The organism is Xanthomonas sp. GW (assembly GCF_014236815.1).
Taxonomy (GTDB): domain Bacteria; phylum Pseudomonadota; class Gammaproteobacteria; order Xanthomonadales; family Xanthomonadaceae; genus Xanthomonas_A.
The window spans coordinates 1,614,507-1,629,343 of the sequence record NZ_CP051189.1 but is presented as its reverse complement, the minus strand read 5'-3'; the positions used below and the strand labels follow the sequence as shown (position 1 = coordinate 1,629,343).

Annotated in this window: 16 protein-coding genes; 10 read left to right on the top strand and 6 right to left on the bottom strand. The window is 70.4% G+C overall.

Annotated features, from left to right (window positions below; genetic code table 11):
* Positions 1-56 precede the first annotated feature (56 nt).
* On the bottom strand, positions 57-1,094 hold the full coding sequence (locus HEP73_RS06795) for a type IV pilus twitching motility protein PilT (RefSeq protein WP_185815705.1): 1,038 nt from the start codon (positions 1,092-1,094) through the stop codon (positions 57-59).
* 88 nt (positions 1,095-1,182) lie between these two features.
* Between HEP73_RS06795 and HEP73_RS06790 the strand changes: the two genes are divergently transcribed.
* From HEP73_RS06790 to HEP73_RS06775, 4 genes are all read left to right on the top strand, one after another.
* On the top strand, positions 1,183-1,869 hold the full coding sequence (locus HEP73_RS06790; RefSeq protein WP_185822605.1) for a YggS family pyridoxal phosphate-dependent enzyme: 687 nt from the start codon (positions 1,183-1,185) through the stop codon (positions 1,867-1,869).
* 297 nt (positions 1,870-2,166) lie between these two features.
* Positions 2,167-3,195, top strand: a complete 1,029-nt coding sequence (locus HEP73_RS06785) for a hypothetical protein (protein WP_185823331.1) — start codon at positions 2,167-2,169, stop codon at positions 3,193-3,195.
* Positions 3,196-3,346: 151 nt separating this feature from the next.
* Positions 3,347-4,189: a pyrroline-5-carboxylate reductase gene (proC, locus tag HEP73_RS06780; protein ID WP_458309657.1), complete on the top strand. Its 843-nt coding sequence runs from the start codon at positions 3,347-3,349 to the stop codon at positions 4,187-4,189.
* 13 nt (positions 4,190-4,202) lie between these two features.
* Positions 4,203-4,661: a DUF4426 domain-containing protein gene (locus tag HEP73_RS06775; RefSeq protein ID WP_255423703.1), complete on the top strand. Its 459-nt coding sequence runs from the start codon at positions 4,203-4,205 to the stop codon at positions 4,659-4,661.
* Positions 4,662-4,673: 12 nt separating this feature from the next.
* On the opposite strand, the gene HEP73_RS22420 is transcribed toward HEP73_RS06775, so the two are convergent.
* Both HEP73_RS22420 and soxR read right to left on the bottom strand, forming a co-directional pair.
* On the bottom strand, positions 4,674-4,934 hold the full coding sequence (locus tag HEP73_RS22420) for a hypothetical protein (RefSeq protein WP_221899384.1): 261 nt from the start codon (positions 4,932-4,934) through the stop codon (positions 4,674-4,676).
* Between the two features lie 120 nt (positions 4,935-5,054).
* Positions 5,055-5,492 carry a redox-sensitive transcriptional activator SoxR gene (gene soxR, locus HEP73_RS06765; protein WP_185822604.1) on the bottom strand — a complete coding sequence of 146 codons (438 nt, stop codon included), beginning with the start codon at positions 5,490-5,492 and terminating at the stop codon, positions 5,055-5,057.
* Positions 5,493-5,591: 99 nt separating this feature from the next.
* Here soxR and HEP73_RS06760 point away from each other — a divergent pair, with 99 nt between their 5' ends.
* Positions 5,592-7,016, top strand: coding sequence for an MFS transporter (locus HEP73_RS06760; protein ID WP_185822603.1), 1,425 nt, complete (start codon positions 5,592-5,594; stop codon positions 7,014-7,016).
* A 16-nt stretch (positions 7,017-7,032) separates the two neighbouring features.
* On the opposite strand, the gene HEP73_RS06755 is transcribed toward HEP73_RS06760, so the two are convergent.
* The 3 genes from HEP73_RS06755 to pdxH are packed head-to-tail and all read right to left on the bottom strand — an operon-like array spanning position 7,033 to position 8,874.
* Entirely contained in the window at positions 7,033-7,824 is a 792-nt protein-coding gene (locus HEP73_RS06755; RefSeq protein ID WP_185822602.1) for a cobalamin-binding protein, read from the bottom strand.
* A 1-nt stretch (position 7,825) separates the two neighbouring features.
* Positions 7,826-8,278, bottom strand: a complete 453-nt coding sequence (aac(6'), locus tag HEP73_RS06750; RefSeq protein WP_255423702.1) for an aminoglycoside 6'-N-acetyltransferase — start codon at positions 8,276-8,278, stop codon at positions 7,826-7,828.
* A complete protein-coding gene (gene pdxH / locus HEP73_RS06745) occupies positions 8,275-8,874 on the bottom strand; it encodes a pyridoxamine 5'-phosphate oxidase (protein WP_185822601.1) in 600 nt (199 codons plus the stop codon). Before pdxH ends, aac(6') begins: the two co-directional genes overlap by 4 nt.
* 375 nt (positions 8,875-9,249) lie before the next feature.
* Between pdxH and HEP73_RS06740 the strand changes: the two genes are divergently transcribed.
* From HEP73_RS06740 to mdtD, 5 genes are all read left to right on the top strand, one after another.
* Positions 9,250-9,792 carry a shikimate kinase gene (locus HEP73_RS06740; RefSeq protein ID WP_185822600.1) on the top strand — a complete coding sequence of 181 codons (543 nt, stop codon included), beginning with the start codon at positions 9,250-9,252 and terminating at the stop codon, positions 9,790-9,792.
* Positions 9,789-10,913 (top strand): 3-dehydroquinate synthase, encoded by a 1,125-nt coding sequence (gene aroB / locus HEP73_RS06735; RefSeq protein ID WP_185822599.1) that lies wholly within the window; start codon positions 9,789-9,791, stop codon positions 10,911-10,913. Before HEP73_RS06740 ends, aroB begins: the two co-directional genes overlap by 4 nt.
* 385 nt (positions 10,914-11,298) lie before the next feature.
* Positions 11,299-11,553 carry a WGR domain-containing protein gene (locus tag HEP73_RS06730; RefSeq protein ID WP_185815696.1) on the top strand — a complete coding sequence of 85 codons (255 nt, stop codon included), beginning with the start codon at positions 11,299-11,301 and terminating at the stop codon, positions 11,551-11,553.
* A gap of 10 nt (positions 11,554-11,563) precedes the next feature.
* Entirely contained in the window at positions 11,564-12,634 is a 1,071-nt protein-coding gene (hemE, locus tag HEP73_RS06725; protein WP_185822598.1) for a uroporphyrinogen decarboxylase, read from the top strand.
* Between the two features lie 711 nt (positions 12,635-13,345).
* Positions 13,346-14,776, top strand: coding sequence for a multidrug transporter subunit MdtD (gene mdtD / locus HEP73_RS06720; RefSeq protein ID WP_185822597.1), 1,431 nt, complete (start codon positions 13,346-13,348; stop codon positions 14,774-14,776).
* Positions 14,777-14,837: the final 61 nt, after the last annotated feature.

Here is a 14,837-nt window from a genome sequence, read left to right as displayed (position 1 = left end):
AGAACCGGGCTGGCGAGTTGCCCTGCCAATCCCCAATCCCGAATCCCCAATCCCGGCTACTCGAACACACGCTTGTCCTTGGCGTACTCGCGCGCCTGGTTGCGGGTGATCAGGCTGCGCTTGACCAGGTCCTGCAGGTGCTGGTCCAGGGTCTGCATGCCGGTCTGCTGGCCGGTCTGGATCGCCGAGTACATCTGCGCCACCTTGTCCTCGCGGATCAGGTTGCGGATCGCCGGGGTGCCGACCATGATCTCCCACGCCGCGGTGCGGCCGCCGCCGACCTTCTTCAGCAGCGCCTGCGAGATCACCGCGCGCAGCGATTCGGACAGCATCGAGCGCACCATCGGCTTCTCGCCGGCCGGGAACACGTCGATGATGCGGTCGATGGTCTTGGCCGCCGAGCTGGTGTGCAGGGTGCCGAACACCAGGTGCCCGGTTTCCGCGGCGGTCAGCGCCAGGCGGATGGTTTCCAGGTCGCGCAACTCGCCGACCAGGATGATGTCCGGGTCTTCGCGCAGCGCCGAACGCAGCGCCTCGTTGAAGCCGTGCGTGTCGCGGTGCACTTCGCGCTGGTTGATCAGGCACTTCTGCGAGGTGTGCACGAATTCGATCGGATCCTCGACGGTGAGGATATGGCCGTATTCGTTCTTGTTGATGTAGTCGATCATGCCGGCGAGCGTGGTCGACTTGCCCGAGCCGGTCGGGCCGGTGACCAGGATCAGGCCCTGCGGCTGGTCGATCAGCTGGCGGAAGATCGGCGGGCAGCCCAGGTCTTCCAGGGTCAGCACTTCCGAGGGAATGGTGCGGAACACCGCGCCGGCGCCGCGGTTCTGATTGAACGCGTTGACGCGGAAGCGCGCCAGGCTGGGAATCTCGAAGGAGAAGTCGACTTCGAGGAACTCTTCGTAGTCGCGGCGCTGCTTGTCCGACATGATGTCGTACACCAGCGCGTGCACCTGCTTGTGGTCCAGCGCCGGGATGTTGATGCGGCGCACGTCGCCATCGACCCGGATCATCGGCGGCAGGCCGGCGGACAGGTGCAGGTCGGATGCCTTGTTCTTGACCGAGAACGCCAATAGTTCAGCGATATCCATACGCTGCTTTTCCCCTTGGGCTGCGACTGGAAGGATGATTCCCCGGGCGGCAGTATAGCGCCCTTCCCCGTTGCCAGAAGCGCCGCCCGTGCCCCTCTCTCCCCTGCAGCAGATCCGCCTGGACATGGACCGCGCCGCGGCCGCCGCGCAGCGCCCGCCGGCGCACCTGCTGGCCGTGTCCAAGACCCAACCGGCCGCGGCGATCGCGGCCCTGGCCGCGCAGGGACAACGCGCGTTCGGCGAAAACTACGTGCAGGAGGCGGCCGGCAAGATCGCTGAACTGGCGCCGCTGCAGTTGCAATGGCACCTGATCGGCCACCTGCAGTCGAACAAGGCCGAACAGGCCGCCGCGTTGTTCGACTGGGTGCAGAGCGTGGACCGGATCAAGCTGGTCGCCGCCCTGGGCCGCTACCGCCCGGCGCAGCGGCCGCCGCTGAACGTGCTGATCCAGGTCAACATCGACGACGAGACCAGCAAGCACGGCTGCGCCCCCGACGCGGTGGACGCGCTGGCCGCGGCCGTCGCCGCGCAGCCGACGTTGCGCCTGCGCGGGCTGATGGCGATCCCGGCGCCGTTCCCAGAGCAGGCGCGGCGGCGGGCGGCGTTCCAACGCATGCGCGCCCTGCTCGACGGCCTGCAAGCGCGGCACCCTGACGCCGATACGCTGTCGATGGGCATGAGCGGCGACTTCGCCGCGGCGATCGCCGACGGCGCGACCCTGGTCCGCATCGGCACCGCGCTGTTCGGCAGCCGCGCGCCGCACGCCGCGCCCTGACAACGCCGCGCAACTGGGCAAGAGGTGGCAGCGGCAGGCCCAGCCCAATGCTTGTCTACGAAATATTCAAACGCGATTAAGCGACATCGGAAATATGTCGTAGCTCAAACGCTTGAAAACCATAGTGTTTCCGCTTGAAGCAAGCCTCATGCATAGACGGCATGTGCAACCGTTAAGTCGGTCAAGGTTCCGACCCGGAAAACTCCGCTCCCATGGCGGCGACAGCGGGCTCTCCGCCGTCCATCGCCGAATGCGATCGGCACGTACGAGGTCAACCAAATGGATGCATCGACCAGATTGTTGCTTGCTGCTTGTGTTGCCGGTTTTCTGCAGGTCCCGGCCGCGATGGCGGCGCCGTTGGCGACAGGCGCGTGGAGTGCGGACGATCCGCTGATGACGCCTGCCGAAGCCAGCGCGCGCACCACGTGGCGCGACACCATGGCGCACCTGCCGACCCCCGCGGAAGGCTGTTTCCACGCCACCTACCCCAACACGAACTGGCAAGCGGACACCTGCAAGACCTTGACCCGGCACATCCACCCGATCCCGCACCGCGTCCACTGGGGCGCGTCGCAAACCACCGGCAACGGCTACGACTACGCCCTGCAGTCCAGCAGCCTGATCAGCAAGACCGTCGGCAGCTTCCCCCAGGTCAGCGGCGTCACCTCCGAAAAGGGCGTCGGCGTGGCCGCCTTCGGCGGCGGCGGCATTCTCGGGCCCAACGAGTATTCGCTGCAGATCAATTCCAACTACGACGGCACCACCAGCGTGTGCAACGGGCATTCCGGCTGCACGGTCTGGCAGCAGTTCGTGTACGCGACCGACTACGAGACCCAGGGCGAAGCGGCGGTGTTCATGCAGTACTGGCTGATCGGCTACGGTTCCAGCTGCCCGAGCGGCTGGCTCAGCGATGGCGGCACGGACTGCTACCGCAACAGCAATGCGGTGAGCGCCCCCGACGTGCCCGCGACGCAATTGGCCAACCTGAAGCTGACGGGCTCGGCGACGGCCAACGGCAACGACACCATCACCTTCGCCAACGGCAACACCGCCTACAGCATCAGCGCCAAGGACAGCGTGGTCAAACTGGCGACGGTGTGGAAGCTGTCCGAGTTCAACGTGGTCGGCAATGCCGGCGGTTCGAGCGCGAATTTCAACACCGGCTCGTCGATCACGGTCAAGGTGGCCGCCACCAACGGTTCCACCGCCGCACCGACCTGCGCCGCCAATGCCGGCACCACCGGCGAAACCAACAACTTGAATCTGGGCAGCTGTTCCGCCGCCGGCGGCTCCACGCCGTCGATCACCTTCACCGAGGCCAACTGAGCCAGCCGCGCTGGCGATGCGGCCTGTCGCCAGCGCGGACCTCTCGGCCAGGCATCGCGCGCACGTCCGCTCGCAGGCCGGCGGCGGCCGCACTGCCGAGGCGCGACGCAGCCGCTACCATAGGGGCTCCTCGCGTTCTCGGTGCCTGTCCATGCCCTCTGCCAGCTCCGGCTCCCCCAGCACCGACATCGCCTTCATCGGTGGCGGCAACATGGCCCGCAGCCTGATCGCCGGGCTGGTCCGCCAGGGCATCGCAGCGGACACGATCCGCGTCGCCGAGCCGGTACCGGCACTGCGCGAAGCGCTGGTGGCGGACTATGGCGTGCACGCCGTGGCCGCGGCGGCCGAGGCCGCCGACGGCGCGCCGCTGTGGGTATTCGCGGTCAAGCCGCAGGTGCTGCGCAGCGTGTGCAACGAACTGAGCGCGCTGGCCACGGCGCAGCGGCCACTCTTGCTGTCCATCGCCGCGGGCATCACCGCGCTGCAGTTGGACCGCTGGCTGGGCGGCGCGCATGCGGTGGTGCGGGCGATGCCGAACACGCCGGCGCTGCTCGGCGCCGGGGTCACCGGCCTGTTCGCCAACGCGCAGACCAGCGCCGAACAGAAGCTTCAGGCCGAACGCTTGCTGGCCGCCGCCGGCGTCACCGTCTGGGTCGAGGACGAGACCTTGATCGATGCGGTCACCGCGGTCTCCGGCAGCGGCCCGGCCTACGTGTTCCTGCTCGCCGAAGCGATGGAAGCGGCCGGCATCGCCCAGGGCCTGCCGGCCGCGGCGGCGCGCACCCTGGTGCTGCAGACCGTGCTCGGCGCGGCGCGCATGCTCACCGAATCCGGCGAGGCGCCGAGCGAGCTGCGGCGGCGGGTGACCTCGCCCAACGGCACCACCCAGGCCGCGATCGAGACCTTCCAGGCCGGCGGCTTCGAAGCGCTGACCGCCACCGCCATCGCCGCCGCCGCCGCACGCGGCCGCGCCCTGTCCGCCGCAAACGACTGATCCGGAGCCGCCGATGATGCGTCGCCTGCCTGCCATCGTGCTGTCGTGCCTGGCCCTGGCCGCCTGTTCGGCGCAGGACGCGCCGCGCCCCGCCACGCTGGTCGCGGCCACGCCCGCGCAGGCCGATCTGGGTGCGCTACGGGTGCACTACAACGCACTGCCGACGCTGGCGATGAGCGACAGCGTGGCACGCCGCTACGGCATCGTGCGCGCCGCCGATACCGCCCTGGTGATGATCGCGCTGCGCCGCGTGCACGATGGCGAAGAACTGCCGGCCACCGGCGAGGTGCATGCCGTGGCCGCCGACCTGAGCGGCCGCCGGCAACCCATCGCCCTGCGCGAAGCGGTCACCGACGCCTATACCGACTATGTCGGCACGGTGCGCACCAGCGAGCACGACCAGCTGAATTTCGTGGTGGACGTGCGCAGCGCCGACGGCGCGGGCACGGTGCGCTTCAGCCGCAGCTTCTAGCGCGGTTTTGCTTCAACCGCCGCCGTCTGCGGCGGCGGGCGGGAGCGGGAGCGGGAGCGGCAACGGAATCGGGTTCGGCACCGGCACGCCGCGTTCGAAGGCGCTGATGTTGTCCAGCGTCGCCGCCATGATCTGGCCGATCACCTCTTCGGTGAAGAACGCTGGTGGCCGGTGACGATGACGTTCGGAAACGCTACTAGGGGCCGCGGCCAACGGCACCGTCGCCGCGCTCAGCGCATCCTGCACGAACAACAGATCATGACCATGCGGCATTGGCCTGCACCAGCAACTTCACGTCGTAGCGTCGCGCGCTGTAGACCGCCACCTTCATCGCATCGCTCCCGCCGTGACGTGACGTGACGTGACTTGGCGTGGCGCCCGGCATCGGCGTGCTCAGGGCGATGTCCAGCGCTGCGGCCCTTCGCCCTGCGCGCCAAGCGCATCGGCAGGATTGCTCAAGCGGCAGCGGCGCAGCGACAGGCAGCCGCAGCCGATGCAATCGGTGAGCTGGTGGCGCAACTGGGTCAGCTGCAGGATGCGTGCGTCCAGTTCCTGGCGCCAGGCCGCCGACATCCGCGCCCACTCCGCGCGCGTGGGCGTGCGCGCATCGGGCAGTTGCGCGAACGCGGCCTTGATGCTGTCCAGCGGCATGCCGACGCGCTGCGCGACGCGGATCACCGCCAGCCGGCGCAGCACGTCGCGCGCATAGCGGCGCTGGTTGCCGGCGGTGCGCAGGCTGTGGATCAGGCCCTTCTTCTCGTAGAAATGCAGCGCGGACACCGCCACGCCGCTGCGCTCGGCCACCTGCCCCACGCTCAGTTCCTCGTGCATCGCTTGACCTCGAGTCCGGTTGAGGTTGCATGCTGCGCGTCCGCTTCCCGCCGCGCAAGCGTGCGCTGGTAGCCTGCTTGCACCGCACGAGGCTTTTCGATGAACCACGCCACACCTTCCAGCAACGAGCCGCACGGCGCCGCACCGGCGCTGCCGGATGCCGCGGCAACCGCAACGTCTGCCGCCGATTCGGTGCTGGCACCGCGCTATCGCGCGACCACGCTGGGCATGGTCGCGCTGGTCTCGCTGATCGCCTTCGAAGCGCTGGCGGTGGCCACCGCGATGCCGACCGTGGCGCGCGAGCTGGACGGCTTGCGGCTGTACGCGCTGGCATTCGGCGGCACCCTGGCCACCAGCGCGATCGGCATGACCGTGGCCGGGCGCTGGAGCGATCTGCGCGGTCCGGCGGCGCCGCTGTGGACCGGGCTGCTGTGCTTCGTGTGCGGCCTGCTGCTGGCCGGCTTCGCGCTGTCGATGCCGATGCTGCTGGCCGGGCGGCTGGTGCAGGGCCTGGGTGCCGGCGCGATCTCGGTGGCGCTGTATGTCCTCGTTGCGCGGCTGTATCCGCAGGCGCTGCGGCCGCGCATCTTCGCCGCGTTCTCCGCCGGCTGGGTGGTGCCGTCGCTGATCGGGCCGAGCATCAGCGGGCTGATCGTCGAACACGTCGGCTGGCGCTGGGTGTTCCTGGCAGTGCCGTTGCTGGCGTTGCCGTCGGCGGCGTTGCTGCAGCCGGCATTGCGCAGCCTGCCGCGCGTGGCGGCAGCGGCGCGTTCCAGTGCCGCGCCGTTGCTGTGGTCGATCGGCGCCGCGGCCGGGATCTGCCTGCTGTACCTGGGCGGCCAGCAGCGCGGCGCCTGGGCGGCGGCCACGGTGCTGCCGGCGCTGGCGCTGCTGCTGGCCTGCGCATGGCGGTTGCTGCCGCGCGGCACCCTGCGCGCGGCACGCGGGCTGCCCAGCGTGATCGCGCTGCGCGGCATCGCCGGCTCGGCGTTCTTCGGCTGCGAAGCGTTCCTGCCGCTGCTGCTGTCGCGCGAACGCGGGCTGTCGCCGACCTGGGCCGGGGTGGCGTTGAGCGTCGGCGCGCTGGGCTGGTTCGCAGGCTCCTGGTACCAGGGCCACTACGGCCGCGACGGCACGCGCCTGCGCCGGCTGCGCGTGGGCTGCGCCCTGATGACGCTGGGCGTGGCGATCACCGCGCTGGCGCTGTGGCCGGCGCTGCCCGCGGCGGTGGCGATCGGCGGCTGGACCGCCACCGGGCTGGGCATGGGCCTGATCTATCCGACCCTGTCGGTGCTGACCCTGACCCTGTCGCCGCCGGCCGAACAGGGCAAGAACAGTTCGGCGCTGCAGCTGAGCGAAGCGATCGCGGTGGCGACCACGCTGGCGGTGGGCGGCTCGCTGTTCGCGGCGTTGCTGGCGCAGTCGGTGGTTGCCGCGTACCTGTCCACCTTCGCGGTGGCGGCGCTGCTGGCGCTGCTCGGCCTGGGCATCGCCGGCCGTACCCAGCCAGCGGCGCCGCGCTGAGCCTGCGCGGGCGCGGCTACTGGCGCTGCGCCCAGGCCTGCACGATGGCCGCGATCGCGCGTACGCCGTCGGTCAATGCCGCCGGGCCGGGCTGCAGGATCAGCGGCGACTTGATCTCGAACAGCTGGCCGTCGCGCACCGCCGGGATCGCCGCCCAGCCCGGCCGTGCGGCCACGCGCTCGGGACGGAAGCGCTTGCCGCACCACGAGCCGAGGATGATGTCCGGCGCGCGCCGCACCACTTCGTCGCCGTTGGCCAGGATCCGCGCCTTGGCCAGCGGTTCCACCGACAGCTCCGGAAACACGTCGTCGCCGCCGGCGATGCGCACCAGTTCGGCGACCCAGCGGATGCCGGTGATGATCGGCTCGTCCCATTCCTCGAAATACACTTTCGGCCGCCGCGGCAGCGCCGCCGCCTGCGCCGCGAGCGTGTCCAGCCCGCGCTGCAGTTCGTCGGCGTAGGCGTCGGCACGCGCGCCGACGCCGACCAGCGCGCCGAGCCGGCGGATGTAGTCGAGGATGCCGTCGACGCTGCGGTGGTTGGCGATCCACACTTCCACCCCGTTGCGCACCAGCTCGGCGGCGATCTCGGCCTGGATGTCGGAAAAGCCGATCGCCAGATCCGGCTGCAGCTTGAGGATCTCGCCGATCTTGGCGCTGGTGAAGGCGCTGACCTTGGGCTTGTCGCGGCGCGCCTGCGGCGGACGCACGGTGAAGCCGCTGATGCCGACGATGCGCGCCTGCTCGCCGAGCGCGTACAGCGTCTCGGTGGGCTCCTCGGTCAGGCAGACGATGCGCTGCGGGCCCATGTCAGTCCTCGACCGGCATGCGGAAATACACCACACGCTCGGTTTCCTCGAAGCCGCAGGCGCGGTGCGCATCCTGCGCCGTGGCATCGTCGATCAGCGCATCGGAGGCCAGCTCGCTGCAGCCCTGCGCGCGAGTCCACTCGCGCACCTCGCGCAGCAGCGCGCGGCCGATGCCGTGGCCGCGCCACTCCGGCGCCACGTACCAACCTTCCAGAAACCCCACCGGCGAACTGTCGGTGCCGTTGACGTAGTCCTGGCGCAACGTGACGTCGGCGAAGCCGATCGCCTGGCCGTCGCCGGCGAAGGCCAGGAAATTGGCCGCGTCCTCGCGCTGCAGCGCTTCGGCCACGCCGCCGAAGGCATCGCGCTCGTCCGGCCACAGCGCCATCCGCAGCGCCGCCCAGGCGCGCAGGTCGGCGGCGGCGGCGGCACGTATCGAGAACTCCTTGGTCACGGGAACAGCATCCGCTTGGACCAGTGGCCAGCGGCGTCGGCGGCGTAGTGCCAGCGCTCGTGCAGGCGGTACTTGCCGCCGTACCAGAACTCGAAGCTGCGCGGCACCACGCGGAACCCGCCCCAGCCGTCCGGACGCGGCACCTCGCGGCCTTCGAAGCTGGCCTCGGCCTTGGCCACGCGCTCTTCGAATTCTTCGCGCGACTGCAAGGTGCGCGACTGCGCCGACGCCCATGCGCCGATCTGGCTCATGCGCGGGCGCGAGGCGAAATACGCATCGGCCTCGGCAGCGGCGACCAATTGCACGTCGCCGTCGATACGCACCTGCACCCCGTCCTCGCGCATGCGCCGCCACAGGAACAGCAGCGAGGCCTGCGGGTTGGCCTGCAGCTCGCGGCCTTTTTGGCTGTCCAGGTGGGTGTAGAACACGAAGCCGCGCGCGTCGTAGGACTTCAGCAGCACCACCCGCGAGGACGGACGCGCCTCCAGCGTGGCCGAGGCCACGACCATGGCGTTGTATTCGGCCTCGTCGCTGGTCCGCGCCTCCGCGAACAGGTCGGCGAACGTGGACAGGGCTTCGGCGTAGAGATCGGGCATGGCGGCAAGCACTCGGCAGACGATGCCCCATTGTCGCGCCATGCACGGCGCGACGCACGCGGCAGCGCGGGGCTGCCGCGGCGCCGGTCCTTGCTGGTCTGGACATGGCGTCGGGATCAGTGTGGTGCACGCAAGCCGCTGCCGCGGCCCGCAGCCCCGCGCGGCACATGCCCGCGCGCAGACTGCGCAGGCGCGCGCGCCGCGACCGTCACGCGCGCGTCCCAGCTGACTGGCCGCCAACGCTGCACGAGGCGCAGACGCGCCGGCCAGCATCGAGGCGCGCTTGCGCCGCAAGCGCAACGGCATGCGCTAGGCGCACGTATGCAAGCATGCGCGACTGGCCTGCGCACGCGGCGCGTCTGCTAGCATCGGCGGATGAATCCCGCCCCCAATCTCGTGCTGGTCGGCCCGATGGGAGCCGGCAAGAGCGTCATCGGCCGCCGCCTGGCCGAGCGCTTCAGCCTTGTCTTCGTCGATAGCGACCAGGCCATCGTCGAACGCACCGGCGCGAGCATCGCCTCGCTGTTCGAGCATGCCGGCGAAGCCGGCTTCCGCGAGCACGAGCGCAGCGTGCTGGAAAGCGTGCTCAGCACCCCCGGCCACCTCATTTCCACCGGCGGCGGCGCCGTGCTCGACGCCGACAGCCGCCGCGAGATGCGCGAGCACGGCTTCGTGGTCTACCTGCGGGTCAGCGTGGCCTCGCAGCTGCAGCGCCTGCAACGCGACCGCAGCCGCCCGCTGCTGCAGCGCGGCGACCGCGAACGGGTGCTGCACGAGCTGCACGCGGTGCGCGAGCCGCTGTACCGCGAAGTCGCCGACCTGATCCTGGACACCGACCACCTCAATCCCGCCGAAGCCACCGCGCAGCTGGTCGTGCGCCTGGCCGCGTCGTGGAAACTTCCGGACCCCATTGCATGACTGTCTCCCAACGCAGCGTCGCGGTCGAAGGCGACCCGGCCTACACCATCCGCATCGGCCCCGGCCTGCTCGACGACGGCGCGCGCCTGGCCGAGCACGTGCGCGGCCGCCATGTGCTGCTGCTCAGCGACAGCAACGTCGCCCCGCTGTACGCCGCCCAGGTGCGCCAGGCGCTGCTGACGGCGCGCCCGGAGTTGCGGATCGGCGCCTTCACCATCCCCGCCGGCGAGGCCTCCAAGACCCTGGACAATTTCGCCGCGGCGATCGCCGCGCTGGCCGAACTCGGCGCCACCCGCGACGCCTGCGTACTGGCGCTGGGCGGCGGCGTGGTCGGCGACCTGGCCGGCTTCGCCGCCGCGTGCTGGATGCGCGGGGTGGACTGCGTGCAGCTGCCGACCACCCTGCTGGCGATGGTCGATTCCTCGGTCGGCGGCAAGACCGCGGTGGACATCGCCCAGGGCAAGAACCTGGTCGGCGCGTTCCATCCGCCGCGCGCGGTACTGGCCGACACCGCCACCCTGCGCAGCCTGCCGCCGCGCGAACTGCGCGCCGGCCTGGCCGAGGTGATCAAGTACGGCGCGATCCGCGACCCGCTGTTCTTCGAATGGCTGCATGCCGAGCGCCACGCACTGCTGGACGCCGAACCGGCCGCGCTGGCGCAGGCGATCGCGCGCAGCTGCGAGCACAAGGCCGAGATCGTGGCCCGCGACCCGCTGGAGAAGGGCGAGCGCGCCCTGCTCAACCTCGGCCACACCTTCGGCCACGCGATCGAGACCGAACAGGGCTACGGCGCGCCCGGCAACGCCAACCTCAACCACGGCGAAGCAGTGGCGGTGGGCATGGTGCTGGCCGCCGAACTGTCGGCGCAGTTGGGCATGTCCACGGCGCAGGACAGCGAACGGCTGCGCGCGCTGCTGGCCGACTACGGCCTGCCCACCGCGCTGCCGGCCGGGCTGGCACCGCACGCCCTGCTGGCGCGGATGCGGCTGGACAAGAAGAACATCGCCGGGCGCCTGCGGCTGGTGCTGTGGCGCGGCATCGGCCGGGCCGAGGTGGTGCCGGACGTGGACGAGGCGGCGGTGCTGGCGGTGCTGGACGCCGCAGTGCGGGCCGCGGCGTAGCGCAGCCCGACACGCCGAGGCGTCCCATCCGCCCTCAGCGGCCGGCGCGCCGCAAGTCCCTGTGGGAGCGATTCAGTCGCGACGACGAAGTGGCGGGCCTCACGCCGTCGGACAGCGTCTGAACTGAAGTCCCTCCCCTAGTGCACACATTCGGCATGCGCGCGTGCCCTGCACGGCGACTGGGGCGCAGGCCTGCGCCAAGACGCGCTCGCCCCGGGACGTCGCGCGCCGTCCATGCTTCAGGCCCCGGCACATGCACGCGTCCCGCCTGCGGCCGCGGCCGCCCGCCGACCGCGGCCCAAACGCCCACCCCGCTTCCCTGCCCGTCCCCTAACGCGCGACCGGCGCCGACGCCGCGGCGACCCGCGATGGGTACAATCGGCCCATGCGCGTCTTCCTACAGCAACGCCCCGGCGGCAACGAGCCGCCCCGCTACATCCAGCTGACCCTGCAACCGGACCTGTTCGGCAGCTGGGAGCTGCTGCGCGAGAGCGGCCAGATTGGCGGCCGCGCGCAGCTCAAGCGCGAGCAATACCTGCTGCAGGACGAGGCCCACGCCGCCTTCGAGAAAGCCCGCGATGCGCAAATCAAGCGCGGCTTCCAGGTCATGTTCATTCGCGGCGCCGACGCCCCGCGCTAAGGAAACCCCCATGCTCAAGAACGACCGTCTGCTGCGCGCCCTGCGCCGCGAGCCCGTGGACCAGACCCCCGTATGGCTGATGCGCCAGGCCGGGCGCTACCTGCCCGAGTACCGCGCCACCCGCGCCCGCGCCGGCAGCTTCCTGGCGATGGCCAAGACTCCGGATCTGGCCTGCGAAGTGACCCTGCAGCCGCTGGCGCGGTTCCCGCTGGACGCGGCGATCCTGTTCTCCGACATCCTCACCATCCCCGATGCGATGGGCCTGGAGCTGTATTTCGTCGAAGGCGAAGGCCCGAAGTTCAAGCACCCGGTGCGCGACGCGGCGGCGATCGCCCGGCTCGGCGTGCCGGACATGGAGACCGAGCTGCGCTACGTGATGGACGCGGTGCGGGTGATCCGCCGCGAACTGGACGGCAGCGTGCCGCTGATCGGCTTCTCCGGCAGCCCGTGGACCTTGGCCTGCTACATGGTCGAGGGCGGCGGCAGCGACAACTACGCGCGGATCAAGGCGCTGGCCTTGAACGAACCGGCGGCGCTGCACCAGTTGCTGTCGGTCAACACCGACGCGGTGATCGCCTACCTGGCGGCGCAGCGCGCGGCCGGCGCGCAGGCGCTGCAGGTGTTCGACACCTGGGGCGGCGTGCTCAGCCCGGCGATGTACCGCGAGTTCTCGCTGCCCTACCTGCAGCGCATCGCCCGCGAACTGCCGCGCGGCGACGGCGCCGAGCGCACCCCGCTGATCCTGTTCGGCAAGGGCAACGCGCCGTATCTGGAAGAACTGGCCGCCTCCGGCGCCGAAGGCCTGGGCGTGGACTGGACCATCGACCTGGCCGATGCCGCGCGCCGCACCGGCGGCCGCGTCGCGTTGCAGGGCAATCTGGACCCGGCGACGCTGTACGGCGCGCCGGCGGCGATCGAACGCGAGGTGCAGCGCGTGCTGCGCAGCTACGCCGACGGCAACGGCTCGGCGGACGGCCACGTGTTCAACCTCGGCCATGGGCTGTCGCCGGACATGCAGCCCGAGCACGTCGGCGCCCTGGTCGCCGCGGTGCAGCGGCACAGCCGCCGCGGGCAGGCATAGCGCCGCGCACCGAGCCGGCGCATCCGCTGGGCGCCTCGCGTCCCTCGGATGTGCGAAGTGGCGCAACACGCGCTTCGGCCATCTTGCAGTCGGGACTGAAGCCCCTCCCACAGTGCACCCAGCCAACTCGCCGCAAGCTCTTTGTAGGAGCGGCTTCAGCCGCGACGAACGAAGCGGCAGCCCCGACCGCTGCGGACACCAGTCGGGGCTGAAGCCCCTCCTACAGTGCACCCAGCCAACTCGCCGCAAGCTCCCTGTAGGAGCGGCTTCAGCCGCGACGAACGAAGTGGCGGACCCGACCGCTGCGGACACCAGTCGGGGCTGAAGCCCCTCCTACAGTGCACCCAGCCAACTCGCCGCAAGCTCCTGTAGGAGCGGCTTCAGCCGCGACGAACGAAGTGGTGGACCCGACGACTGCGGGCATCGGCCGGGGCTGAAGCCCCTCCTACAGTGCACCCAGCCAACTCGCCGCAAGTCCCTGTGGGAGCGGCTTCAGCCGCGACGAACGAAGCAGTGGACCCGACGGGTTCGGACAACTTTGGTACTGAAGTCCCCCGGCAGAACCGAAGACAGCACCCCGCGCGACTCGCCTCGATCCGCCATCGCAGCAGGACTGCCGTGTTCGCCGCGTACCACAACCGCCCGATGCTGCACGACGCCGCCACGCGATCTGCGCGATCCTATGCACCCCTCGCGTTGCCGTGCGTGCCGATGTCCGCGCCCTCCCCCGATCCGATCTCCGTTCCGAACTACCGCAGTTTCCGGCCGCTGCTGTGGCTGGTGTCGCTGGCCATCTTCATGCAGATGCTGGACGCGACCATCGTCAACACCGCGCTGCCGGCGATGGCGCGCAGCCTGGGCGAAAGCCCGCTGCAGATGCAGTCGGTGGTGTTCAGCTATGCGCTGGCGGTGGCGATGTTCATTCCCGCCTCGGGCTGGATCGCCGACCGCTACGGCACGCGCCGCACGTTCCTGGCCGCGATCGTGCTGTTCACCCTTGGCTCGCTGCTGTGCGCGGCGGCGCCGCGCCTGCCCTACCTGGTCGCCGCGCGCGTGCTGCAAGGCATCGGCGGGGCGATGCTGCTGCCGGTCGGACGCCTGGCGGTGATGCGCTCGGTGTCGCGCGAGCAGTTCCTGAGCGCGATGAGCTTCATCGCGATCCCGGCGCTGATCGGGCCGCTGGTCGGGCCGACCCTCGGCGGCTGGCTGGTGCAGGTGGCGTCGTGGCACTGGGTGTTCCTGATCAACCTGCCGATCGGCGCGATCGGCTTCGCCGCGGCGCTGAAGGTGATGCCGGATTTCCACGGCGAGCAGCGCACCCGCTTCGACCTGATCGGCTACGCGATGCTGGCCTTCGGCATGATCGCGCTGTCGCTGGCGCTGGACGGGATTTCCGAGCTGGGCCTGCGCCATGCGTTCGTGATGCTGCTGGCCATCGCCGGCCTGGCCGCGCTGATCGGCTACTGGCTGCACGCGGCCAACGCGCCGGCGGCGCTGTTCCCGCTGCACCTGTTCAAGGTGATCAGTTTCCGCATCGGCATCCTCGGCAATCTGTTCGCGCGCGTAGGCAGCGGCAGCATGCCGTTCCTGATACCGCTGTTGCTGCAGGTCGGCCTGGGCATGAGTCCGATGCGCGCGGGCCTGATGATGATCCCGGTGGCGCTGGCCGGCATGGCCGCCAAGCGCGCAGCGGTGAAACTGGTGGAGCACTACGGCTATCGCCGGGTGCTGATGACCAACACCGTGCTGGTCGGCGTGGCGATGGCCAGCTTCATGCTGTTCGACGCCGGCCAACCGCTGGGCTGGCGGCTGCTGCAGCTGGCGCTGTTGGGCGCGGTCAATTCGTTGCAGTTCACGGTCATGAACACAGTGACCCTGCGCGACCTGGACCGCGACCAGGCCAGCGCCGGCAACAGCCTGCTGTCGATGGTGATGATGCTGGCCACCGGCTTCGGCGCCGCCGCCGCGGGTAGCCTGCTGGCGGCCTTCAACGACCACCTCGGCGACAGCCACGGCGCCGCCGCTGCGCTGCACGCGACCTTCGTCTGCGTCGGCGCGATCACCCTGACCTCGACCCTGATCTTCTGGCAACTGCCGGATACGCGGCCGCATCCGGACAAGGTGGAGGAAGTGGCTGAATAGCTGAGGGGCCGGGATTGGAGATTAGGGATTGGGGATTCGCAAAAGCGAATTGCCGCCACTG

Excerpts from the sequence above, each read along its gene's own strand:
- HEP73_RS06775 (WP_255423703.1), top strand. The coding sequence starts at position 4,203 with ATGATGCGTCGCCTGCCTGCCATCGTGCTGTCGTGCCTGGCCCTGGCC.
- HEP73_RS22420 (WP_221899384.1), bottom strand. The coding sequence starts at position 4,934 with ATGCCGCATGGTCATGATCTGTTGTTCGTGCAGGATGCGCTGAGCGCG.
- HEP73_RS06730 (WP_185815696.1), top strand. The coding sequence starts at position 11,299 with ATGCGCGTCTTCCTACAGCAACGCCCCGGCGGCAACGAGCCGCCCCGC.
- aroB (WP_185822599.1), top strand. The coding sequence starts at position 9,789 with ATGACTGTCTCCCAACGCAGCGTCGCGGTCGAAGGCGACCCGGCCTAC.
- HEP73_RS06755 (WP_185822602.1), bottom strand. The coding sequence starts at position 7,824 with ATGGGCCCGCAGCGCATCGTCTGCCTGACCGAGGAGCCCACCGAGACG.
- hemE (WP_185822598.1), top strand. The coding sequence starts at position 11,564 with ATGCTCAAGAACGACCGTCTGCTGCGCGCCCTGCGCCGCGAGCCCGTG.
- proC (WP_458309657.1), top strand. The coding sequence starts at position 3,347 with ATGCCCTCTGCCAGCTCCGGCTCCCCCAGCACCGACATCGCCTTCATC.
- soxR (WP_185822604.1), bottom strand. The coding sequence starts at position 5,492 with ATGCACGAGGAACTGAGCGTGGGGCAGGTGGCCGAGCGCAGCGGCGTG.
- HEP73_RS06740 (WP_185822600.1), top strand. The coding sequence starts at position 9,250 with ATGAATCCCGCCCCCAATCTCGTGCTGGTCGGCCCGATGGGAGCCGGC.
- pdxH (WP_185822601.1), bottom strand. The coding sequence starts at position 8,874 with ATGCCCGATCTCTACGCCGAAGCCCTGTCCACGTTCGCCGACCTGTTC.
- HEP73_RS06795 (WP_185815705.1), bottom strand. The coding sequence starts at position 1,094 with ATGGATATCGCTGAACTATTGGCGTTCTCGGTCAAGAACAAGGCATCC.
- mdtD (WP_185822597.1), top strand. The coding sequence starts at position 13,346 with ATGTCCGCGCCCTCCCCCGATCCGATCTCCGTTCCGAACTACCGCAGT.
- HEP73_RS06760 (WP_185822603.1), top strand. The coding sequence starts at position 5,592 with ATGAACCACGCCACACCTTCCAGCAACGAGCCGCACGGCGCCGCACCG.